Origin of the sequence: Pseudomonas baetica, assembly GCF_019733355.1 — a bacterium.
Classification (GTDB): Bacteria; Pseudomonadota; Gammaproteobacteria; order Pseudomonadales; family Pseudomonadaceae; genus Aquipseudomonas; species Aquipseudomonas baetica_A.
On the sequence record NZ_JAIHLQ010000035.1, the window covers coordinates 1 to 22,776 of the forward strand.

The 22,776-nt window shown below is 55.7% G+C and carries 18 protein-coding genes and 1 pseudogene; 14 read left to right on the forward strand and 5 right to left on the reverse strand.

Translation table 11 applies throughout. The features are described 5' to 3' along the window. Window positions 1-171: 171 nt before the first annotated feature. The 5 genes and pseudogenes from K5E40_RS25835 to dnaA all read right to left on the reverse strand — a co-directional run. Window positions 172-3,891 (reverse strand): annotated as a pseudogene (locus K5E40_RS25835) (DEAD/DEAH box helicase); the annotation flags it as partial. 466 nt (window positions 3,892-4,357) lie between these two features. Continuing rightward, window positions 4,358-6,775, reverse strand: coding sequence for a DNA topoisomerase (ATP-hydrolyzing) subunit B (gyrB, locus tag K5E40_RS25840; RefSeq protein WP_221733251.1), 2,418 nt, complete (start codon window positions 6,773-6,775; stop codon window positions 4,358-4,360). Between the two features lie 5 nt (window positions 6,776-6,780). Further along, window positions 6,781-7,884, reverse strand: a complete 1,104-nt coding sequence (gene recF, locus K5E40_RS25845; RefSeq protein ID WP_150595884.1) for a DNA replication/repair protein RecF — start codon at window positions 7,882-7,884, stop codon at window positions 6,781-6,783. A gap of 14 nt (window positions 7,885-7,898) precedes the next feature. Continuing rightward, window positions 7,899-9,002: a DNA polymerase III subunit beta gene (gene dnaN / locus K5E40_RS25850; protein ID WP_221733252.1), complete on the reverse strand. Its 1,104-nt coding sequence runs from the start codon at window positions 9,000-9,002 to the stop codon at window positions 7,899-7,901. Window positions 9,003-9,041: 39 nt separating this feature from the next. Continuing rightward, complete coding sequence (dnaA, locus tag K5E40_RS25855; protein ID WP_221733253.1) at window positions 9,042-10,565, reverse strand: chromosomal replication initiator protein DnaA; 1,524 nt, start codon at window positions 10,563-10,565, stop codon at window positions 9,042-9,044. Window positions 10,566-11,130: 565 nt separating this feature from the next. Here dnaA and rpmH point away from each other — a divergent pair. The 14 genes from rpmH to K5E40_RS25925 all read left to right on the forward strand — a co-directional run bounded on the left by rpmH (window position 11,131) and on the right by K5E40_RS25925 (window position 22,761). After that, entirely contained in the window at window positions 11,131-11,265 is a 135-nt protein-coding gene (gene rpmH / locus K5E40_RS25860) for a 50S ribosomal protein L34 (RefSeq protein ID WP_003213577.1), read from the forward strand. Window positions 11,266-11,281: 16 nt separating this feature from the next. Beyond that, window positions 11,282-11,683, forward strand: coding sequence for a ribonuclease P protein component (rnpA, locus tag K5E40_RS25865; RefSeq protein WP_221733270.1), 402 nt, complete (start codon window positions 11,282-11,284; stop codon window positions 11,681-11,683). Further along, window positions 11,676-11,921 (forward strand): membrane protein insertion efficiency factor YidD, encoded by a 246-nt coding sequence (gene yidD, locus K5E40_RS25870; RefSeq protein ID WP_010465488.1) that lies wholly within the window; start codon window positions 11,676-11,678, stop codon window positions 11,919-11,921. The genes rnpA and yidD overlap by 8 nt, the downstream gene beginning before the upstream one ends. Before the next feature lie 2 nt (window positions 11,922-11,923). Then, window positions 11,924-13,606 (forward strand): membrane protein insertase YidC, encoded by a 1,683-nt coding sequence (gene yidC / locus K5E40_RS25875; protein ID WP_221733254.1) that lies wholly within the window; start codon window positions 11,924-11,926, stop codon window positions 13,604-13,606. 81 nt (window positions 13,607-13,687) lie between these two features. Beyond that, window positions 13,688-15,058, forward strand: a complete 1,371-nt coding sequence (gene mnmE, locus K5E40_RS25880) for a tRNA uridine-5-carboxymethylaminomethyl(34) synthesis GTPase MnmE (protein ID WP_221733255.1) — start codon at window positions 13,688-13,690, stop codon at window positions 15,056-15,058. A gap of 553 nt (window positions 15,059-15,611) precedes the next feature. Then, window positions 15,612-17,510 (forward strand): tRNA uridine-5-carboxymethylaminomethyl(34) synthesis enzyme MnmG, encoded by a 1,899-nt coding sequence (gene mnmG, locus K5E40_RS25885; protein ID WP_221733256.1) that lies wholly within the window; start codon window positions 15,612-15,614, stop codon window positions 17,508-17,510. Next, complete coding sequence (gene rsmG, locus K5E40_RS25890) at window positions 17,507-18,151, forward strand: 16S rRNA (guanine(527)-N(7))-methyltransferase RsmG (RefSeq protein WP_221733257.1); 645 nt, start codon at window positions 17,507-17,509, stop codon at window positions 18,149-18,151. The genes mnmG and rsmG overlap by 4 nt, the downstream gene beginning before the upstream one ends. An 18-nt stretch (window positions 18,152-18,169) precedes the next feature. Beyond that, window positions 18,170-18,967, forward strand: a complete 798-nt coding sequence (locus K5E40_RS25895; RefSeq protein ID WP_221733258.1) for a ParA family protein — start codon at window positions 18,170-18,172, stop codon at window positions 18,965-18,967. Window positions 18,968-18,976: 9 nt separating this feature from the next. Beyond that, the gene (locus K5E40_RS25900; RefSeq protein ID WP_221733259.1) at window positions 18,977-19,849 is read left to right on the forward strand and encodes a ParB/RepB/Spo0J family partition protein; all 873 of its coding nucleotides are present in this window, start codon (window positions 18,977-18,979) and stop codon (window positions 19,847-19,849) included. 148 nt (window positions 19,850-19,997) lie between these two features. Next, the gene (locus K5E40_RS25905; protein WP_221733271.1) at window positions 19,998-20,405 is read left to right on the forward strand and encodes a F0F1 ATP synthase subunit I; all 408 of its coding nucleotides are present in this window, start codon (window positions 19,998-20,000) and stop codon (window positions 20,403-20,405) included. Between the two features lie 16 nt (window positions 20,406-20,421). Continuing rightward, complete coding sequence (atpB, locus tag K5E40_RS25910; RefSeq protein WP_221733260.1) at window positions 20,422-21,291, forward strand: F0F1 ATP synthase subunit A; 870 nt, start codon at window positions 20,422-20,424, stop codon at window positions 21,289-21,291. 133 nt (window positions 21,292-21,424) lie between these two features. Further along, entirely contained in the window at window positions 21,425-21,682 is a 258-nt protein-coding gene (atpE, locus tag K5E40_RS25915) for a F0F1 ATP synthase subunit C (protein ID WP_003097235.1), read from the forward strand. A gap of 59 nt (window positions 21,683-21,741) precedes the next feature. Further along, window positions 21,742-22,212 carry a F0F1 ATP synthase subunit B gene (locus K5E40_RS25920; protein WP_221733261.1) on the forward strand — a complete coding sequence of 157 codons (471 nt, stop codon included), beginning with the start codon at window positions 21,742-21,744 and terminating at the stop codon, window positions 22,210-22,212. 12 nt (window positions 22,213-22,224) lie between these two features. Next, window positions 22,225-22,761: a F0F1 ATP synthase subunit delta gene (locus tag K5E40_RS25925; protein WP_221733262.1), complete on the forward strand. Its 537-nt coding sequence runs from the start codon at window positions 22,225-22,227 to the stop codon at window positions 22,759-22,761. Window positions 22,762-22,776: the final 15 nt, after the last annotated feature.

Genomic DNA, 22,776 nt, shown 5'->3' on the forward strand with positions numbered 1-22,776 from the left:
CCTATAGGACAGGTGCGTCCGCAGTATGGAAATTAAGGATTAATAAGTGCTTAAAACAGGCTTATTCATCGAAAAAAGTCGATATTTCTAGAGTTTCAGCGAAGTGCTCTCTTTTTTACAGCCTGACGCCCGATTTGCTGGAAAAAGAAGGTCTTACTTCAGACCTTCCCTAGAGTAGTTCTCAAAAAGCACCTTTGTGGATGTGTTTTTCTTGTCGCCCAGAACGATAAAGTCGCCAAACCGATCATCGCGCTGGTTGACCCAATCGCCATGCTCGTCAGGGATGATGGACTGCCAGCCGCTTACGGCGTCGATCCCAGCAATGCTGGCAAAGGCGCTGATCTTATCCAGCTTCTCGGCCTGAGTGAGGTAGTCGCCAATATCGTGCCAGTAAATTTTCCCATGTTGCTGGGCGACTGGGTTCTTGACTAGCAGTGAAATGGCAATCGGGGCACGGCTACCGCTACCAAAAATCTTGCCTCCTTCCTTTCGAGAAAGCTCACCAGAAGTCCGCTGATTACCGCGCAAATGAAACACATAAATACTGGAAAATTCTTCGGCCAAACACTGACGCAAACCATTGGCGGTGTTGGCCTCCAAAAAGCCAGCGTTGGTAACAAAGCCAATTACACCACTGTCGCCAATACGATCAGACGCCCAGCGGATGGCACGAATGTAGGAGTCGTATAAGGCGTTTTTAAGTGTCGCCGTCGAGCGCTCGGCATAGGTGTCACGAATTCGGCTATCGAGCAGTGGATAAGCCACATTGGCGTTGTTGTCGTTGGCGCTGGTTTGCCCTGCCGAGTAAGGCGGATTGCCAATGATTACCCGAATGTCCAGGGCTTTCTGACGAGTGCGGCGAGCGCTGTTGTCCACCAACAACTCGCTGACCAGATCGTCTTTTTCATACAGCTGGAAGGTGTCGGTTAGGCAGATGCCCTCGAAAGGCTGATACGCGCCACCGACAATGCTGTGATACACGGCTTCGATATTGATAGCAGCAATGTAGTAGGCCAGCAGGACGATTTCGTTGGCGTGGATTTGGCCTTGGTATTTGTTCTGGAGCTGCTCTTTGCTGATCAGCCCGCTTTGCAGCAAGCGAGTGATGAAGGTACCAGTGCCAGTGAAAGGGTCGATGATATGCACACCATCGCTGCCCAAGGTTTGGCCGAACTCACGTTGCAGGATCTCGTTAACGCTGTGGATTATGAAATCCACCACTTCTACTGGGGTGTAGACGATACCCAGTCGATCCCTCATACGCGGAAAGGCATTGCTGAAAAACTTATCATACAGCTCGACGATGATTCTCTGTTTGCCTTCGGCATTTTCGATGCCCTCGGCGCGCATTTTCACGCTGTCGTAGAAGCGATTGAGGGTGTCAGCTTCTTTGTCCAGCCGATGCTCTTGCAGCACATCTAGGACGTTTTGCATGGCGCAGGACATGGGGTTATTACTGGCAAAGCTATAACCCTCAAACAGCGCGTCAAACACTGGTTTGGTAATCAGGTGCTGGGCGAGCATCTCGATCACTTCGCTGTCGCTGATACTGTCGTTCAAGTCGTCGCGCAGCTCACCAGCAAAGCTAAAGAAGGCTTCGCGCTCCCGGGTGTTAGCTTCGTCTTCGATGATGCTGCTGATACGAGTGATGTGGGTGCGAGCAATCTTCGCGATGTCGTTGGCCCATATTTCCCAGTGACTACGATTGCCGCACTTCTGTACCACTTTGGCGTAGATGGCGCGCTCGATTTCACCAATTTCAAACTCTAGGCCAAACTGTTCAGGAGCGGGGCCGTGGTCATACTTACCACCACCTGTACCGATGCCATAGGTGTCCCTGCCATCGTCTTTGCCGGCATTGCTACGGTCGGACTTTTTGTTGAGCTTTTCGGTGACGGCGATTACTTCCATCTTGGTGGGGTCACTGCCGATCAGGTCAAGCTTATTGACCATAGCGTCGAAGCGGTCATCGTGTGAGCGCAGAGCTTGCAGCACTTGCCAGACGACCTTGTAGGTCTTGTTATCGTTTAACGCTTCCTCGGGAGCCATACCCGAGGGGATAACGACCGGTAGAATCACATAGCCCCGTTTCTTGCCCTCCGCCTTGCGCATGACTCGTCCAACCGATTGAACAACATCCACTTGTGAATTGCGTGGAGTGAGGAACAACACAGCGTCCAAGGCGGGCACGTCCACGCCTTCAGACAGGCAGCGTACGTTGCTGAGAATGCGACAGGTGTTATCGGGCACCTCGGCCTTGAGCCAGTCGAGTTCGGCCTCTTTCTGGCTGGCAGTCATGCCACCATCCACATGGGAGGCCTCGCAGATTAGCGTGGCGGCGGTGTCGGTGTTTTCTGGGTTGCTGGCTTTGTACGCTTCAACCACCTGGTCAAACATGCTGGAGATGTTCTTAGAGCTTACCTTGTGGGTTCTAGCAAACTTCTGGTATTCGATCACCTGGCAGAAAGCCACGGCACGGCGCATGGGGTCGCCATCGTCTACGAGGTCTTCGCGGGTGTCTTGCTTGCTCAAGGCCTTCCAGCAGCCGATGATTTTGGCGGCATCTTCCAGCTTTATCTGGTTGTCGTCGTCGGCCAGCAGTTTTTGCAGGCGGCTGCTTATGTGCTTTTCATCCATGGCCAGCACCAGCACTTTATAATCCACCAGTAGTTCGGCCTTTACCGCTTCGCTGAAGGTGATAACGAATAGCTCTCTGCCGTACAGGCTGTCGTCATCCATGGAGCACAGCGCAACATCATCTTTCTCAGCACTCGCCTTGGCCAGCTCACCATAGATGCGCGGCGTGGCAGTCATGTACAGACGCTTGGCACTGCGAATGTAATCGGCGTTGTGGACTTTAATGAAAGCGCTTTCGTCATCGTCGCCAAAGGTGGCTCCGGTGGTGCGGTGGGCTTCGTCGCAGATGATCAAATCAAAGTTGGCCAGACCATGCTGGTGTTGAGCATCGCTGATCACGGCAATGGAGTGGTAGGTGCTGAACACCACGCTCATGTGCTGGTCGTCATGACGCTTGAGCATCTCGCCGGCTAACTTGCCTGGCTGGGTGGTGGCCGGGTAGCGCAATTCGTGGGCAAAGGTTTGTACGGCGTCATCGTCTTTCTTGCGCTTCTTGCCCACGTCGCTGTCGGAGCAAACGGCAAAGCTGTGCAACGGGGTTTCGCTCTCTTGCGTCCACTCGGTTAGAGTTTGCGACAGCAAAGACAGGCTGGGTACCAAAAACAGCACACGTTTGCCGGCACCCGCCAACTGTTCGGCAATCTTCAGGCTAGTGAAGGTTTTGCCGGTGCCGCAAGCCATGATCAGCTTGCCCCGGTCGGCATTTTCCAGGCCGCTGGCAACGGATAGCAGGGCGCGCTTCTGGTGATCACGCAGTTGCTTCTTAGCTTTGAAGGCTACGGCTTGATTGGGCTGATATCGCGCCCAGTCAATCTGGCTGTTTTCCAAGTCTTGGCGATCAATCTTGCTCACTGGCGGCTGCTGGTTTTGCAGGGCGTCGGCGGCGTGTTCGTTCCAGTTATTGGTGGTGGTTACGATGACTCGATGGGTGAAAGGTTTTTTGCCAGATGCGGTAAAGAAGCTGTCGATGTCGCTTTTCTGGATGCGGTAGTTGTCTGCATAGAACTTACACTGGATAGCGTGAAACTCGCCGGTGCCATGGGTTTTCGCTACGAGATCAATGCCGGTGTCGCGACCGTCTAACCCTTGTTCCTTAGCCCAGTCGGAATATGTCCACAGCTGCTCATATAAATCGCAATACGTCGCCTCGTTGCGCAGATAGGTGCAAATCAGTTCTTCGAAGTACATGCCTTTTTCTCGCTCGCTTATTGAGGCGGTGCGGTAGGCGTTGAGCAAGGCTGAAAGGGCTGACATTTGAGGGAATTCCTTTTGAATACGCGAGGCGCTTCACGGGCGCAAAATCCGGACAGTCTAACAATTGGCATGACTGACGACAGCCAAAAAAAACCCGATAGACCTTTCGATCAACCGGGGTTTATTTGCAAGGTCTTAGGCCTTTAACTTTAGTCAAATCGCATAACTTTGACCGAAGTGGCGGTTAACTTTGCCCACCTACATCAGCCAATCAGCCAATCAGCCAATCAGCCAATCAGCCAATCAGCCAATCAGCCAATCAAAGGATGCGGTTTGTTTCGATGAAGCCGCAACCATGTTCCATCACATAGCCCATAAAGCCCAAACGAGGCCTTGGAGCACGGTGTGTATTGCTTTGAATAGGCTACGCCACAGAGAAAACCCCGCCACCAAGGCCGGGGATTTCTCTAGAAAGCGACAGTAACTCGCCCACTTGCGACAGTTAATGTGCCCATCGACAACGAAATCAAAAGTCCAGGTTCGAAACCGCCAAAGCATTGCTCTCGATGAAGTCACGGCGAGGTTCGACCGCATCACCCATCAGGGTGTTGAATATCTGGTCTGCGCCAATGGCGTCTTCGATGGTGACTTTCAGCATGCGACGCACGCTTGGGTCCATGGTGGTTTCCCACAGCTGATCCGGGTTCATTTCGCCCAAACCTTTGTATCGCTGAATGGTATGGCGCTTGGTGCTTTCAGCCATCAGCCAGTCCAAAGCTTCCTTGAACTCGGTAACCGCTTTCTTGCGCTCGCCACGCTGGATGTAGGCACCTTCGTCGAGCAGAGTGCTCAGTTGAGCGCCGAGGGTGACGACAGTTTTGTAGTCATTGCTGCCGAAGAAGTCGCGGTTGAAAGTGACGTAGTTCGACAGGCCGTGGGAGATCAGTTCGACTTCTGGCAGCCAAACGCCGCGTTCACGATCTTCACGCAGGCTGGCCTTGTAGACCAGACCGGACTTCTCATTGGTGCGCAGGCGGACTTCGTACTGGGCTAGCCACTCTTGCATCGCGGCGTGGTCGCCGAGCGTTTCCAGGCTCACGGCCGGCAGGTAGATGAAGTGCTCGGTCAGTTCCTGTGGGTACAGGCGCGACAGACGCTTGAGGGTCTTCATTACCATGCGGAAGTCATTTACCAGACGCTCCAGCGCTCCGCCAGAAATGCCTGGGGCTTCTTCGTTCAGGTGCAGGCTCGCATCTTCCAGGGCCGACTGCGTCATGTACTCTTCCATGGCGTCGTCGTCTTTGATGTATTGCTCTTGCTTGCCTTTTTTGACTTTGTACAGCGGCGGTTGGGCGATGTAGATGTAGCCGCGCTCGATCAGTTCTGGCAACTGACGGAAGAAGAAGGTCAGCAGCAGGGTACGAATGTGCGAACCGTCGACGTCAGCATCGGTCATGATGATGATGTTGTGATAGCGCAACTTGTCGATGTTGTACTCTTCGCGACCAATGCCGCAGCCCAGCGCGGTGATCAAGGTGCCCACTTCCTGGGAAGAGATCATCTTGTCGAAACGTGCTTTCTCGACGTTGAGGATCTTGCCCTTCAACGGCAGGATCGCTTGGGTCTTGCGGTTACGTCCCTGCTTGGCAGAGCCGCCCGCGGAGTCACCTTCCACAAGGTACAGTTCGGACAGCGCAGGGTCTTTTTCCTGACAGTCCGCGAGCTTGCCTGGCAGACCGGCGATGTCCAGCGCGCCTTTGCGGCGGGTCATTTCACGGGCCTTGCGCGCCGCTTCACGGGCACGGGCGGCGTCGATCATCTTGCCGACGACCAGCTTGGCTTCGTTCGGATTTTCCAGCAGGAAGTCGGAGAAGTACTTGCCCATTTCCTGTTCGACCGCGGTCTTCACTTCGGAAGAGACCAGCTTGTCTTTGGTCTGGGAACTGAACTTCGGATCCGGCACTTTCACCGAGATGATCGCGGTCAGGCCTTCACGGGCATCGTCACCGGTGGTTGCGACTTTGTGTTTCTTCGCAAGGCCTTCGGCTTCGATATAGGTATTCAAATTACGCGTCAGTGCAGAACGGAAGCCCACCAAGTGAGTACCGCCGTCGCGCTGCGGAATGTTGTTGGTGAAGCACAACAGGTTCTCGTTGAAGCTGTCGTTCCACTGCAGGGCGATTTCCACGCCGATGCCGTCTTCACGCTGGATGTTGAAGTGGAACACCTGGTTGACCGCAGTCTTGTTGGTGTTCAGGTATTCAACGAACGCACGCAGACCACCTTCGTACTTGAACAGCTCTTCCTTGCCGCTGCGCTCATCCTTGAGGACGATGCCGACACCGGAGTTGAGGAAGGACAGTTCACGAATACGCTTTGCCAGGATGTCCCAGCTGAAGTGGATATTCTTGAAGGTGTCAGCCGATGGCTTGAAGTGAATCTGGGTGCCGGTGGTTTCGCTGTCGCCAACGATGGCCATCGGTGCCTGAGGCACGCCGTGGACGTAGGTCTGTTCCCAGATCTTGCCGCTGCGGCGAACGGTCAGTACCAGTTCTTCGGACAACGCGTTCACTACGGAAACACCTACACCGTGCAGACCGCCGGATACTTTGTAGGAGTTGTCGTCGAACTTACCGCCAGCGTGGAGGACGGTCATGATGACCTCAGCGGCGGAAACGCCTTCCTCTTTATGCACGTCTACCGGGATGCCACGACCGTTGTCTTTAACGGTGATGGACTCATCCGGGTGGATGATGATGCTGATGTCATCGCAGTGGCCGGCGAGGGCTTCGTCGATCGAGTTGTCGACCACTTCGAACACCATGTGGTGCAGACCGCTACCATCGTCGGTGTCACCAATGTACATACCGGGACGTTTGCGTACGGCATCCAGGCCTTTCAGCACTTTAATGCTCGTTGAGTCGTACGTATTTTCTTCGCTCAATGCCTTCACTCCCGATGGTCGTGGGTCTGGGTGATACGGCCCTGTTCCACGTGGAACAGGGCGACTGGCGTTTCCGTCTGCCAGCCTTCCCTCAATAATTCATGATCTACACAGGTGATAAAAACCTGGCAGCGTAAGTCTTCCAGCAAGCGGCACAACGCGCGACGGTGGTTCTCGTCCAATTCGGACGGCAAGTCATCCACCAGATAAATACACTGGCCGCGGCGGGCCTGGCTAACCAAGTGCCCCTGGGCAATCCGCAAGGCACAGACCACCAACTTCTGCTGACCCCGGGACAAAATGTCCGCGGCGTTGTGTGCGCCCAATCTAAGACGCAAATCAGCCCGTTGTGGTCCGGCCTGGGTATGACCTATTTGCTGATCCCGTTGCAGGGATCCGGCAAGTACGGCACTCAGTTCCCGGTCTTTGTCCCAGCCTCGGTAATAGCTAAGCGTCAAACCTTCGAGTTCAACCAGTTCACTCAAGGTTTGTTCAAAGACTGGTTTCAAGGCTTTGATGTAAGCGCGACGGTATTCATCTATTTCAGCGCTGGCCTGGCACAACTCCCTGTCCCAAACCGCTTGCGAAACGGCGTCAAGTGTACCATGCCGCAGCCAAGAGTTTCTCTGGCGCAGGGCCTTCTGCAAGCGCTGCCAAGTGGCCATGAAGCGCGGCTCGACGTGAAACACGCCCCAATCGAGGAACTGCCGGCGAATCTTGGGCGCGCCTTCGAGCAAACGAAAGCTGTCCGGGTTGATCAACTGGAGCGGCAGGATTTCTGCCAGTTGCGCGGCGCTACGGGCGTTCTGGCCGTCGATGCGGATCTGAAACTCGCCCTGACGGTCGCGGGATATCCCCAGTGCACTGTGCCCGCCCTCGGCCAATTCAACCTGACCGAACACGGTGCAAGCGAGTTGTTCGTACTGGATGACCGGCAACAGCCGCGTGCTACGAAATGAACGGGCAAGCCCCAGCAGATGAATGGCTTCCAGAACACTGGTTTTGCCGCTGCCGTTGGCGCCGTAAAGGATATTGATGCGGGGGGATGGGGAGAAGGTCACCGGGTGCAGATTGCGTACCGCGGTGACCGAAACACGACTTAAGGACATCCAGAGTCAGCTGATTACAGGCGCATCGGCATGACAACGTAAGCCGAATCGTCGTTGTCAGACTCTTGCACCAGCGCACTGCTGTTGGAGTCGGACAGGATCAGACGAACCTGCTCGGTAGTCATTACGCCCAGCACGTCGAGCAGATAGCTCACGTTGAAGCCAATTTCCAGGGAGCCGCCGTTGTATTCAACGCCCACCTCTTCTTCCGCTTCTTCCTGCTCCGGGTTATTGGCCTGGATCTTCAACTGACCACTGGCCAGTTGCAGACGGATACCACGGTACTTCTCGTTGGACAGAATCGCAGTACGGCTGAACGCTTCACGCAGCGCCTGACGATCGCCCAACACTAGCTTGTCGCCGCCCTTGGGCAGAACACGCTCGTAGTCCGGGAACTTACCGTCGACCAGTTTCGAGGTGAAGGTGAATTCACCAGTAGTAGCTCTGATGTGGTGCTGGCCAAGAACGATACTGACGTTGCCGTCCGGCTCGGTGAGCAGACGCGCCAGTTCGAGAATACCTTTGCGCGGCACGATCACCTGGTGGCGATCCGGCTGACCAATATCGGCCTGCATCGAGCACATCGCCAGACGGTGACCGTCGGTGGCCACGGCGCGGATGACGCCGGCCGAGACTTCAAGCAGCATACCGTTGAGGTAATAGCGTACGTCCTGCTGGGCCATGGCGAAGCTGGTGCGTTCGATCAGACGACGCAGTTTGCTTTGCTCGAGGCTGCAGGTCAGCGAACCCGGGCCCTCTTCAACCGTAGGGAAATCGTTGGCCGGCAGCGTCGACAGGGTGAAGCGGCTGCGACCGGCCTTCACCACCAGCTTCTGCTCGTCGAGCTTGATGTCGATCAGCGCGTCGTTAGGCAGGCTTTTGCAGATGTCCATCAGCTTGCGCGCAGGCACGGTGATGGAGCCTGTTTCGGCCGGCTCTTCAAGTTGCACACGACCAACCAGCTCGACCTCCAGATCGGTACCGGTCAGCGACAGTTGCTGGCCTTCGACAACCAGCAGCACGTTGGAGAGTACCGGCAAGGTCTGTCGGCGCTCAACGACGCCTGCGACCAGTTGCAGGGGTTTCAACAGGGCTTCGCGTTGAATGGTGAAATGCATGGTCTAGTCCCTTGCCTTAATAAGCTGCGCTGGTGTTCATCAAGTGGTCAGTGTACGCAGCAGGTTCTTGTAGTCCTCGCGGATGTCCGCGTCGGATTCCTTAAGTTCGTTGATCTTGCGGCAGGCGTGCAAAACAGTCGTGTGGTCGCGACCGCCAAACACATCGCCGATTTCCGGCAAGCTGTGGTTGGTCAGTTCCTTGGACAATGCCATGGCGACCTGACGCGGACGAGCCACCGAGCGCGAACGGCGCTTGGACAGCAGGTCGGAGATCTTGATCTTGTAGTACTCGGCGACAGTGCGCTGAATGTTATCCACAGAGACCAGTTTGTCCTGCAACGCCAACAGGTCTTTCAGGGATTCGCGAATCAGCTCGATGGTGATGTCGCGGCCCATGAAGTGCGAGTGGGCGATCACGCGTTTCAGCGCACCTTCCAGTTCGCGGACGTTGGAGCGAATTCGCTGAGCGATGAAGAACGCTGCGTCGTGAGGCAACTCGACTTTGGCCTGATCGGCCTTTTTCATCAAGATCGCTACACGGGTTTCCAGTTCCGGCGGCTCGACGGCAACCGTCAGCCCCCACCCGAAGCGGGATTTGAGGCGTTCTTCAAGGCCTTCGATTTCTTTCGGGTAGCGGTCACTGGTGAGGATGACCTGCTGGCCACCTTCAAGCAGGGCGTTGAAGGTGTGGAAAAACTCTTCCTGCGAGCGCTCTTTGCGGGCGAAGAACTGAATATCGTCGATCAGCAAAGCGTCCACTGAACGGTAGAAACGCTTGAACTCGTTGATCGCGTTCAGTTGCAGTGCCTTGACCATGTCGGCCACGAAACGCTCCGAATGCAGGTACACGACCTTCGCATTCGGGTTCTTCTTTAATAGATGGTTACCCACAGCGTGCATCAAGTGGGTTTTACCCAGACCCACGCCACCATAAAGGAACAGCGGGTTGTAGCCATGCTTGGGGTTATCTGCCACTTGCCAGGCTGCCGCTCGGGCGAGTTGGTTGGACTTACCTTCGACGAAATTCTCGAAGGTGAACGTGCGGTTCAGATAACTGGTGTGCTTGAGCGCACCCTCGACCTGCACGGTGCGCTGTTCGGCGCGAACCGGGGCTTGCTGCGACGCGGCACCGGCCATCGGATCGAAGCTGTCGCGGGACGGCTCTTCACTGACTTCGGCGGTTTTCTGCGTAGCGCGCTTGGCCGCAGCTGCCGTCGGGGTGGGCGCCGGCGTGCTGACCGGCGCGGCATTTGCCTGGGCCTGGGAAGCTTGCGCGGCGGCCAACGGAGCATTGGGAGCTGCACGAGGTGCCGAACTGCGTTTGCTGCCTATTAATAAGGAAAGCGCTGGCGCCATGCCGTTGCCATGCTCATCCAGCAGTTCAAGGACGCGTCCCAGGTACTTTTCGTTGACCCAGTCCAGGACAAAACGGTTCGGTGCGTAAACGCGCAACTCGTCGCCTTCGGCTTCGACCTGTAGTGGACGGATCCAGGTGTTGAATTGTTGGGCAGGCAGCTCCTCGCGCAAAAGCTCCACGCACTGCTGCCAAAGTTCCACTGACACGGATATCCCCTAAGTTGAAAGCCGGTGAGGCAAAAACAAGCGGCCATTGTAGCGGCGAGCCGTTTACTTATCCACATGCAGGTTGCCCGGTGAACATGATTTATCAATGCGTTAACTGGAAAAAAGGCGACCAACGGTGTGTGAATAAGCTCTGTGGATAACCACCTCTAAGGGCATTGGACAAGTGGGGGCTAAACTCGGTGGATAACCACCCTGTGGATAACTACCCATTTCACACACAGCTTATCCGACAGCGCAGCACAGGCTGAACACCGTTTTCCACTGTAGTTGTCATTTGCTGTACACGACGTAAAACAAGGGCTGATGCCAGTTATCCACAGCTAGACCCGGCCCTAGCTTTTATAAGCTTTACAGAAAAGCTTTAAATAATTCCCTTCTTTATTTTTATGTATGGCGAACACGGTGTCGGCCAAAGACGCCTCGAGATCTATTTATAAGGAAACGTTGGTTGGAAATTGACCTGAAGGCTTGCTTTCTCTAGAATCCCCGGTCTCTTAAAACGGGGGCCATTCCGGCCCGTTGTGGACGAACCAGGTAACACGACATGAAACGTACTTTCCAACCAAGCACTATCAAACGCGCTCGTACCCACGGTTTCCGTGCTCGCATGGCTACCAAAAACGGTCGTGCCGTCCTGTCGCGTCGTCGCGCCAAAGGTCGTGCGCGTCTGGCAGTTTGATAATCCGGCACTGGAGGTGAGTCAGGACTTCAGTCGGGAAAAGCGTCTGCTTACCGCCCGGCATTTCAAGGCAGTCTTTGACTCCCCTACCGGCAAGGTTCCGGGGAAAAATCTCCTGCTCCTTGCACGCAACAACGATCTTGATCACCCCCGTCTCGGGCTGGTTATCGGGAAAAAGAGCGTAAAGCTCTCCGTTGAGCGCAATCGCCTCAAACGTTTGATGCGCGAATCGTTCCGTCTTCACCAGGATTCACTGGTTGGTTGGGATATCGTTATCGTCGCGCGCAAAGGTTTAGGTGATGTAGAAAACCCCGAATTGATTCAGCATTTCGGCAAACTCTGGAAGCGTTTGGCACGTAGCAAGCCAGTTCCAGCAGTCAAAACCGAAACTGTAGGGGTAGACAGTTCAGATGCGTAAACTGGCCCTCGTTCCGATCCAGTTTTATCGCTATGCCATTAGTCCCCTGATGGCCAGTCACTGTCGCTTCTACCCCAGTTGTTCCTGCTACGCGTATGAAGCCATTGAAAATCATGGCCTTCTGCGCGGTGGCTGGCTGACCTTTCGTCGTTTAGGTCGCTGTCATCCGTGGAATCCCGGTGGTTATGACCCGGTTCCACCTATCCCTACCTCCCGTTCTTCTTCGATGGCCGAGTAATCATGGATATCAAACGCACGATCCTGATCGTCGCCCTGGCAATCGTGTCCTACGTTATGGTTCTTAAATGGAACCAGGACTATGGCCAAGCTGCCCTGCCGACTCAGAATGTTGCTTCCAGTACGACTACATCCGGTTTGCCGGACACCGCCACTGGCAATAATGCTGAAGCCAGTGACGATATTCCGCGTGCCGCAAGCGATACCAGCGCACCTGCCGAAACACCGGTAGCCGCCAGCAAGGATCTGATCCAGATCAAAACCGACGTGCTCGATCTCGCGATCGATCCACAAGGTGGTGACGTTGCTCAACTGACCTTGCCTCTGTATCCACGTCGTCAGGATCGTCCGGACGTTCCTTTCCAGCTGTTCGATAACGGCGGCGAGCGTGTTTATCTGGCGCAAAGCGGTCTGATCGGCACCAACGGTCCGGACGCAAATCCGGCAGGTCGCCCGGTCTACTCCTCGGAGAAGAATACTTATCAACTGGCTGACGGTCAGGACCAACTGGTCGTAGACCTGAAGTTCAGCAAGGACGGCGTCAATTACATCAAGCGTTTCACCCTGAAACGTGGCCTGTATGACGTAGCCGTTTCCTACATTGTGGATAACCAGAGCGCTCAGCCCTGGAACGGCGCGATGTTCGCCCAGTTGAAGCGCGACAACAGCGCCGATCCTTCGTCCACTACTGCTACCGGTACCGCGACTTACCTGGGCGCCGCCCTGTGGACAAGTTCGGAGCCGTACAAGAAAGTGTCCATGAAGGACATGGACAAGGGTCAACTCAAAGAAACCGTCACCGGTGGTTGGGTAGCCTGGCTGCAACACTACTTCGTGACTGCATGGATTCCGGCCAAGGGCGAAAACAACATCGTCCAGACCCGTAAAGACAGCAAAGGCAACTACATCATCGGTTACACCGGTCCTACGCTGACCGCTGCACCAGGTGCCAAAGTTGAAACCAGTGCTGTTCTGTACGCAGGTCCGAAAAGCCAGGCAGTGCTCAAAGAGTTGTCCCCAGGTCTGGAACTGACTGTCGACTACGGCATCCTCTGGTTCATTGCCCAGCCAATCTTCTGGCTGCTGCAACACATCCACGCGATTGTGGGTAACTGGGGCTGGTCGATCATCTTCCTGACCATGCTGATCAAAGGGCTTTTCTTCCCTCTGTCGGCTGCCAGCTACAAATCGATGGCGCGCATGCGTGCCGTTGCGCCGAAACTGGCTGCACTGAAAGAACAACATGGCGATGACCGGCAGAAAATGTCGCAAGCCATGATGGAGCTGTACAAGAAAGAGAAGATCAATCCACTGGGCGGCTGCTTGCCGATCCTCGTGCAGATGCCGGTTTTCCTTTCGCTGTACTGGGTTCTGCTGGAAAGCGTGGAAATGCGCCAAGCGCCATTCATGCTGTGGATCACTGACCTGTCGATCAAGGATCCATTCTTCATTCTGCCGATCATCATGGGTGCAACCATGTTCATCCAGCAGCAGTTGAACCCGACTCCTCCGGATCCGATGCAGGCGAAGGTCATGAAAATGATGCCAATCATCTTCACCTTCTTCTTCCTGTGGTTCCCGGCTGGTCTGGTGCTGTACTGGGTTGTGAACAACTGCCTGTCGATTACCCAGCAGTGGTACATCACGCGTAAGATCGAAGCGGCGACGAAAAAAGCCGAGGCGTAACTTGCTCTGTGGATAACACCACTCAAAACGCCCCCTAGTGGGGCGTTTTGCTATCTGTCACTTTTGTCTGGATTCCGGTTTATGAGCACACCTCGTGAAACCATTGCAGCCGTTGCCACCGCTCAAGGTCGTGGCGGTGTGGGCATTGTCCGTATTTCCGGGCCGCTGGCCAGTGTTGCGGCCAAAGCCATCTGCGGCCGCGAACTGAAACCGCGTTACGCCCATTACGGGCCGTTTTACAGCGACGATCAGCAGGTGTTGGACGAAGGACTGGCGCTGTACTTCCCAGGGCCTAACTCGTTCACCGGTGAAGACGTACTGGAATTGCAGGGCCACGGCGGCCCGATCGTGCTCGATATGCTGCTCAAACGTTGTCTCGAACTGGGTTGCCGTTTGGCTCGCCCGGGGGAATTCAGCGAGCGAGCGTTCCTCAATGACAAACTCGACCTGGCCCAGGCCGAGGCCATCGCGGACCTGATCGAAGCCAGTTCTGCACAGGCTGCGCGCAACGCCCTGCGCTCCTTGCAGGGTGCGTTTTCCCAACGTGTGCATAACCTCACCGAACAGTTGATCGGTCTACGCATCTACGTCGAAGCCGCCATCGACTTCCCGGAAGAAGAAATCGACTTCCTCGCCGATGGCCATGTGCTGAGCATGCTCGACAAGGTGCGTGATGAATTATCCACAGTGCTGCGCGAAGCCGGCCAGGGGGCCTTGCTGCGTGACGGCATGACGGTGGTGATCGCTGGACGGCCGAATGCCGGCAAGTCCAGCCTGCTTAACGCATTGGCCGGGCGCGAAGCTGCGATCGTTACCGAGATTGCCGGTACTACCCGAGACATCTTGCGCGAACACATCCACATCGATGGCATGCCGCTGCACGTAGTCGATACCGCCGGTCTGCGTGATACCGACGACCAGGTGGAGAAAATCGGTGTCGAGCGCGCTTTGAAAGCTATTGGTGAAGCCGATCGTGTGCTGCTGGTAGTCGATGCGACGGCTCCAGAAGCGCTGGATCCGTTCGCCTTGTGGCCCGAATTCCTCGAAATCCGTCCCGATCCCGCCAAAGTGACCCTGATCCGTAACAAGGCAGACCTGACCGGTGAAGCGATTGCTCTGGAAGTCAGCGATGACGGCCATGTGACTATCAGCCTGAGTGCCAAATCGGCGGGCGAAGGCCTTGAATTGCTGCGCGAACATCTCAAGGCCTGCATGGGCTACGAACAAACCTCGGAAAGCAGTTTCAGTGCCCGACGGCGACACCTGGAAGCCTTACGCCACGCCAGTGCGGCCCTTGAACACGGTCGTGCGCAATTAACCTTGGCTGGCGCTGGCGAGTTGTTGGCTGAAGATTTACGTCAGGCTCAGCAGTCGCTAGGTGAAATCACCGGAGCATTCAGCTCCGATGATCTGCTCGGACGGATCTTTTCCAGCTTCTGCATCGGAAAATAACCCCCCTGCTGTTCACAGACAGGCCTGTTCACGGCCTGTCTGACTCCCTCTTTTTATAAATCCCTCCTTGAGTGCCGGGCAGATTTCTTCTTCCTGAGCGGATTCCCTGTACCCGTCGCGCGCTCATTCATCAGATTTCTGTGGATTAAGCCCTGTGAATAACTGCCTCTAAGGTCAGTTGATAACAGGGCCCGAAAACTGGATATAAACCCCTCTGTGGATAACCACCCCTTTCATCCACAGGCTTACACCGGTTATCCAAGGGCTTCATTGGCACATGGGCACAGGGTTTTGAATCTCTGTACATATTGAATATAAAGGCCTGTAGAGATCTATCCACAGAAATGGTGGTCAGTAAGAATAAACATAAAAACAAAGATTTTATAAATTTCTTTCTTTTTTATTTTTTTAACCGCGAGTTCTCCACAGCTGGTTAAATTTTGTGCAAAGGGTTCTTTAGGAAGGGCGAAGTCCCTATACTTGCCGACCGGGTCCAAAAACCTGATCTCAAACTATTCCTGAATGACCTACTTAAGCAGGCACGAGGTGCGTGGTGGATTTCCCTTCCCGTTTTGAAGTGATCGTCATCGGCGGCGGTCATGCCGGTACCGAGGCAGCACTGGCCTCAGCACGTATGGGGGCAAAAACCCTGTTGCTGACGCATAACGTGGAAACCCTCGGTGCCATGAGTTGCAACCCGGCCATCGGTGGCATTGGCAAAAGCCATCTGGTCAAGGAAATCGACGCCCTCGGCGGTGCGATGGCCATGGCTACCGATAAGGGCGGCATCCAGTTTCGCGTTTTGAACAGCCGTAAAGGCCCGGCCGTACGTGCAACCCGTGCACAAGCGGACCGCATTCTTTACAAAGCCGCTGTCCGCGAAATTCTGGAAAACCAGCCGAACCTGTGGATATTTCAACAGGCTGCTGACGACCTGATTGTCGAGCAGGAACAAGTGCGCGGTGTTGTTACGCAAATGGGTCTGCGTTTCTTCGCAGACTCCGTGGTGTTGACCACCGGTACGTTCCTCGGCGGACTTATCCACATCGGTTTGCAGAATTTTTCCGGTGGCCGCGCCGGTGATCCACCGTCGATTGCCCTGGCTCACCGTTTGCGTGAACTGCCACTGCGTGTCGGTCGTTTGAAAACCGGTACGCCACCGCGTATCGACGGCAAGTCTGTGGATTTCTCGGTGATGACCGAGCAGCCAGGGGATACGCCGATCCCGGTGATGTCGTTCATGGGCAACAAAGAACAGCATCCACGCCAGGTCAGCTGCTGGATTACTCACACGAATGCCCGCACCCACGAAATCATTGCCGCGAACCTCGATCGTTCGCCGATGTATTCCGCTGCCGGCGAAATCGAAGGCATTGGCCCGCGTTATTGCCCGTCGATCGAAGACAAGATTCACCGCTTTGCCGACAAGGAAAGCCATCAGGTGTTTATCGAACCGGAAGGTTTGACCACCCATGAGCTGTATCCGAACGGGATATCCACAAGCTTGCCGTTCGACGTGCAATTGCAGATCGTGCAATCGATCCGCGGCATGGAAAACGCGCACATCATGCGTCCGGGTTATGCGATCGAGTACGACTACTTCGATCCGCGTGACTTGAAGTACAGCCTCGAAACCAAAGTCATCGGCGGTCTTTTCTTCGCCGGGCAAATCAATGGCACCACCGGTTACGAAGAAGCCGGGGCCCAGGGTTTGCTCGCCGGAGCCAACGCCGCATTGCGTGCGAAGGGCAAAGAAGCCTGGTGTCCGCGTCGTGATGAAGCGTACATCGGCGTATTGGTCGATGACCTGATCACCCTCGGTACCCAAGAACCCTACCGAATGTTCACTTCCCGTGCCGAGTACCGCCTGATCCTGCGCGAGGACAACGCCGACCTGCGTCTGACCGAAAAAGGTCGTGAACTGGGTCTGGTCGATGACGCGCGTTGGGCGGCCTTCTGCAAGAAACGCGAAAGCATCGAACTCGAAGAGCAACGCCTGAAAAGCACCTGGGTTCGCCCCGGCACGCAGCAGGGCGATGCGATTGCGGAAAAATTCGGTACGCCGCTGACCCACGAATACAACTTGCTCAACCTCTTGAGCCGTCCGGAAATCGACTACGCTGGTCTGGTCGAAGTGACCGGCAACGGTGCCGAAGACCCCCAGGTTGCCGAACAGGTTGAGATCAAGACCAAATACGCCGGCTACATCGACCGTCAACAGGACGAAATCGCCCGTCTGCGCGCCAGTGAAGACACGAAACTGCCTGTGGATATCGATTACACCAACATTTCCGGTCTCTCCAAGGAGATCCAGAGCAAGCTCGGCGCGACGCGTCCAGAGACGCTGGGCCAAGCTTCGCGTATCCCTGGCGTGACCCCAGCGGCCATTTCGCTGTTGATGATTCATTTGAAAAAACGCGGCGCGGGCCGTCAGTTGGAGCAAAGCGCTTGAGTTCTAAGGTCACTTCGCAACACGCTGAAGAGTTATCCACAGGAGCCCGTGAGCTCGGTGTCAATCTCAGTGAAACCCAGCATGAATTGCTGCTGGGTTATTTGGCCCTGTTGATCAAGTGGAACCAGGCCTACAACCTCACGGCTGTTCGCGATCCTGACGAAATGGTTTCTCGCCACCTGCTCGATAGTCTGAGTGTGATGTCGTTCATCGAAAACGGCCGCTGGCTCGATGTTGGCAGTGGTGGCGGCATGCCGGGCATCCCGTTGGCGATCCTGTATCCAGACTCGCAAGTGACCTGTCTGGACAGCAACGGCAAGAAAACCCGCTTCCTGACCCAGGTCAAACTCGAACTGAAACTGGATAACCTCCAAGTTATCCACAGTCGCGTCGAAGCTTTGCAGCCAGAACAACCCTTCAACGGGATTATTTCCCGGGCGTTCAGCAGCATGGAGAACTTCACCAACTGGACTCGCCATCTGGGCGACGCCGATACACGCTGGCTGGCAATGAAGGGCGTTCATCCGGCCGATGAGCTGGTAGCATTGCCGGCAGACTTCAAACTCGATAGCGAACACGCCTTGGCCGTACCCGGTTGCCAAGGCCAACGCCATCTGCTGATACTGCGCCGCACGGCATGATTGGGAACACAAGCAAGAATGGCTAAGGTATTCGCGATAGCGAACCAGAAGGGTGGTGTGGGCAAGACCACCACCTGCATCAACCTCGCAGCATCCCTGGTCGCGACCAAGCGCCGGGTGCTGTTGATCGATCTCGATCCACAGGGCAACGCCACCATGGGTAGCGGTGTGGATAAACATGGCCTGGAAAACTCGGTCTATGACCTGCTGATCGGCGAATGCGATCTGACTCAGGCCATGCACTACTCCGAGCATGGCGGTTATCAACTACTGCCGGCCAACCGCGATCTGACGGCGGCCGAAGTGGTTCTGCTGGAAATGCAGATGAAGGAAAGCCGCCTGCGCAGCGCGCTGGCGCCGATCCGTGAAAACTACGATTACATTCTGATCGACTGCCCGCCGTCCCTGTCGATGCTCACACTGAACGCATTGGTGGCTGCTGATGGCGTGATTATCCCCATGCAGTGCGAGTACTTTGCGCTGGAAGGTTTGAGCGACCTTGTGGATAACATCAAGCGCATCGCTGAACTGCTCAATCCCAACCTGAAAGTCGAAGGCCTGCTGCGGACCATGTACGACCCGCGCCTGAGCCTGATGAACGACGTTTCGGCGCAGCTCAAAGAGCACTTCGGCGATCAACTCTACGACACGGTGATCCCGCGTAACATTCGTCTGGCTGAAGCGCCGAGTTACGGCATGCCGGCTCTGGCCTACGACAAGCAATCGCGCGGCGCATTGGCTTATCTGGCATTGGCGGGCGAAATGGTTCGCCGTCAGCGCAAAAATTCACGTATCGCCGCTGCTCAGGCAACTTAAGGAATCCCCATGGCCGTCAAGAAACGAGGTCTCGGACGTGGACTGGATGCACTGCTGAGTGGTCCGACTGTCGGTGCGCTGGAAGAACAAGCGGCGCAAGCGGATACCCGTGAACTGCAGCACCTGCCACTGGACCTGCTGCAGCGTGGCAAGTATCAGCCACGCCGGGATATGGACCCGCAGGCGCTCGAAGAGTTGGCGCAGTCGATCAAGGCACAGGGCGTGATGCAGCCGATCGTGGTTCGTCCGATTGGTGGCGGCCGCTTTGAAATCATCGCCGGTGAACGCCGCTGGCGCGCCAGTCAGCAGGCCGGGCAGGAAACCATTCCGGCGATGGTTCGCGACGTACCGGATGAAACCGCGATCGCCATAGCGCTGATCGAAAACATTCAGCGTGAAGATCTCAATCCGATCGAGGAAGCGGTCGCGTTGCAACGGTTGCAGCAGGAATTCCAGCTGACTCAGCAACAAGTCGCCGAGGCTGTGGGTAAGTCTCGCGTCACTGTGGCTAACCTGTTGCGACTTATTGCGCTGCCGGAAGTCATCAAGACCATGTTGTCCCACGGTGACCTGGAAATGGGTCATGCCCGTGCTTTGCTCGGTCTGCCGGACAATCAGCAGGTGGAGGGGGCGCGACATGTTGTCGCACGCGGCCTCACCGTGCGCCAAACCGAGGCACTGGTTCGCCAGTGGTTGAGTGGTAAACCGGAGCCTGTCGAAGCCAGCAAACCCGACCCGGATATCGCCCGCCTCGAACAGCGTCTGGCCGAGCGCCTAGGCTCTGCGGTGCAGATTCGCCACGGCAAGAAGGGAAAAGGGCAGTTGGTGATTGGTTACAACTCCCTCGATGAGCTTCAAGGTGTGCTCGCACACATCCGCTGAAACATTTCCTCATGTAGCGAGCAGTCGGAAATCACTACCTGACAGTTGAATAGGGGCAGAAGCGCCCCTATACTCTGCGCGCATTTTGTCGGCACAAATTATGCCAAGTTATTGAATTCTGGCAGCCGACCATTGGAGAGCAATCGTGATGGAAACCCGCAAGCCAAACCGCCTGCCGTTCCATCGCTTGGCGGTTTTTCCGGTGTTGATGGCTCAATTTGTCATTTTGCTCATTGGCGCTTTGGCGCTCTGGCAATGGCACGGAGTCGTTGCCGGATACTCGGGACTTTGCGGAGGCCTGATAGCCTTGCTGCCCAATGTATATTTCGCTCACAAGGCATTTCGGTTTTCCGGCGCCCGAGCAGCCCAGTCCATCGTCCGGTCTTTTTATGCCGGCGAGGCAGGCAAACTTATTTTGACGGCAGTGCTCTTTGCACTGGTGTTTGCAGGTGTGAAGCCACTGGCGCCGGTAGCAGTATTCGGCGTGTTCGTGCTGACGCAGTCGGTCAGCTGGTTCGCTCCCCTGCTGATGAGAACAAGACTTTCGAGACCTTAGGGCGTTTGAGGCAACCATGGCAGAGACAACCGCTTCGGGCTATATCCAGCACCACTTGCAGAACCTGACCTTCGGTCAGCTACCCAACGGCGGCTGGGGCTTTGCCCACACCGCAGCAGAAGCCAAAGAAATGGGCTTCTGGGCTTTCCACGTCGATACCCTCGGCTGGTCGGTCGCGCTGGGTCTGATCTTCGTTCTTCTTTTCCGCATGGCGGCAAAAAAGGCGACGTCGGGTCAGCCGGGTGCTTTGCAGAACTTCGTTGAAGTATTGGTCGAATTCGTCGATGGCAGCGTGAAAGACAGCTTCCATGGCCGTAGCCCGGTGATTGCACCGCTGGCACTGACCATCTTCGTCTGGGTGTTCCTGATGAACGCCGTCGACCTGGTACCGGTCGACTGGATTCCTCAGCTGGCCATCCTGATCACCGGCGACCACCACATCCCGTTCCGTGCCGTGTCGACTACCGACCCGAACGCGACGCTGGGCATGGCGCTCTCGGTTTTCGCACTGATCATTTTCTACAGCATCAAGGTCAAGGGCATCGGCGGCTTCATCGGCGAACTGACCCTGCACCCGTTCGGCAGCAAGAACGTTTTCGTTCAGGCCCTGCTGATCCCGGTGAACTTCCTGCTGGAATTCGTGACCCTGATCGCCAAGCCGATCTCTCTGGCTCTGCGTCTGTTCGGCAACATGTATGCCGGTGAGCTGGTGTTCATTCTGATCGCTGTGATGTTCGGCAGCGGCCTGCTCTGGCTGAGCGGCCTGGGCGTTGTTCTGCAGTGGGCGTGGGCTGTGTTCCACATCCTGATCATCACCCTGCAGGCGTTCATCTTCATGATGCTGACCATCGTCTACCTGTCGATGGCGCACGAAGAAAACCATTAAGGCCAGTCTCGACTAGTCTGATGTCCTTCCCGGTAATACGGGAAGGGGCTCTTCACAGGGCACCTGAAACGATTTGTTTTACCGCTTTAATCTAAAAAACCTAAACCATACGACGTAAAAGTCGGGAGGAAAGATGGAAACTGTAGTTGGTCTAACCGCTATCGCTGTTGCACTGTTGATCGGCCTGGGCGCACTGGGTACCGCAATTGGTTTCGGCCTGCTGGGCGGCAAGTTCCTGGAAGGCGCAGCGCGTCAGCCAGAAATGGTTCCAATGCTGCAAGTTAAAATGTTCATCGTTGCCGGTCTGCTCGACGCCGTAACCATGATCGGTGTTGGTATCGCTCTGTTCTTCACCTTTGCGAACCCGTTCGTTGGTCAGATCGCTGGCTAATTACCCGGATTCTTCCGAGTAATTTGATGTGATGGACAACGTAACTGCGAGGTGTTGGCGTGAACATTAATGCGACCCTGATTGGCCAGTCCGTTGCGTTCCTGATTTTTGTACTGTTCTGCATGAAGTTTGTATGGCCTCCGGTCATTACGGCACTGCACGAACGTCAAAAGAAGATCGCTGATGGCCTGGACGCTGCCAGCCGAGCAGCTCGCGACCTGGAGTTGGCCCAAGAAAAAGCGGGTCAGCAACTGCGCGAAGCGAAAGCTCAGGCAGCTGAAATCATCGAGCAAGCCAAGAAACGCGGTAACCAGATTGTCGAAGAGGCCGTTGAAAAGGCCCGTGTCGATGCTGACCGTGTGAAGGTTCAGGCTCAAGCCGAGATCGAACAGGAACTGAACAGTGTCAAAGACAAGCTGCGCGCCCAAGTGGGCATGCTGGCTGTCGGCGGCGCCGAGAAGATCCTGGGTGCCACAATCGATCAAAACGCGCACGCAGAGCTGGTTAACCAACTGGCTGCTGAAATCTAAGCGAGGGCGATCATGGCAGAACTGACCACGTTGGCCCGACCTTACGCTAAGGCGGCCTTCGAGCACGCTCAGGCCCACCAGCAACTGGCCAATTGGTCAGCCATGCTCGGCCTGGCTGCAGCGGTGTCACAAGACGACACCATGCAGCGCGTGCTCAAGGCCCCGCGACTGACGAGCGCAGAAAAGGCCGCCACGTTCATTGACGTGTGCGGCGACAAGTTTGATGTGAAGGCACAGAACTTCATCAACGTCGTTGCCGAAAACGACCGTCTCCTGCTTCTGCCGGAGATCGCCGCTCTTTTCGACCTGTACAAGGCTGAACAAGAGAAATCGGTAGACGTGGAAGTAACCAGTGCTTTTGCATTGAACCAAGAACAGCAAGACAAACTCGCCAAGGTTCTCAGTGCACGACTCAACCGGGAAGTGCGCCTGCAAGTTGCGGAGGATGCTGCCCTTATAGGTGGTGTCGTTATCCGCGCCGGCGACCTGGTTATCGATGGCTCGATTCGCGGCAAAATCGCGAAACTTGCCGAAGCATTGAAATCTTGAGTTTGAAGGGGCAGC

Bases quoted from the DNA above. Each gene is read 5' to 3' on its own strand.
- K5E40_RS25895 (WP_221733258.1), top strand. From the start codon at position 18,170: ATGGCTAAGGTATTCGCGATAGCGAACCAGAAGGGTGGTGTGGGCAAG.
- yidC (WP_221733254.1), top strand. From the start codon at position 11,924: ATGGATATCAAACGCACGATCCTGATCGTCGCCCTGGCAATCGTGTCC.
- dnaN (WP_221733252.1), bottom strand. From the start codon at position 9,002: ATGCATTTCACCATTCAACGCGAAGCCCTGTTGAAACCCCTGCAACTG.
- yidD (WP_010465488.1), top strand. From the start codon at position 11,676: ATGCGTAAACTGGCCCTCGTTCCGATCCAGTTTTATCGCTATGCCATT.
- rpmH (WP_003213577.1), top strand. From the start codon at position 11,131: ATGAAACGTACTTTCCAACCAAGCACTATCAAACGCGCTCGTACCCAC.
- atpE (WP_003097235.1), top strand. From the start codon at position 21,425: ATGGAAACTGTAGTTGGTCTAACCGCTATCGCTGTTGCACTGTTGATC.
- atpB (WP_221733260.1), top strand. From the start codon at position 20,422: ATGGCAGAGACAACCGCTTCGGGCTATATCCAGCACCACTTGCAGAAC.
- K5E40_RS25925 (WP_221733262.1), top strand. From the start codon at position 22,225: ATGGCAGAACTGACCACGTTGGCCCGACCTTACGCTAAGGCGGCCTTC.
- mnmE (WP_221733255.1), top strand. From the start codon at position 13,688: ATGAGCACACCTCGTGAAACCATTGCAGCCGTTGCCACCGCTCAAGGT.
- K5E40_RS25900 (WP_221733259.1), top strand. From the start codon at position 18,977: ATGGCCGTCAAGAAACGAGGTCTCGGACGTGGACTGGATGCACTGCTG.
- K5E40_RS25905 (WP_221733271.1), top strand. From the start codon at position 19,998: ATGGAAACCCGCAAGCCAAACCGCCTGCCGTTCCATCGCTTGGCGGTT.
- recF (WP_150595884.1), bottom strand. From the start codon at position 7,884: ATGTCCTTAAGTCGTGTTTCGGTCACCGCGGTACGCAATCTGCACCCG.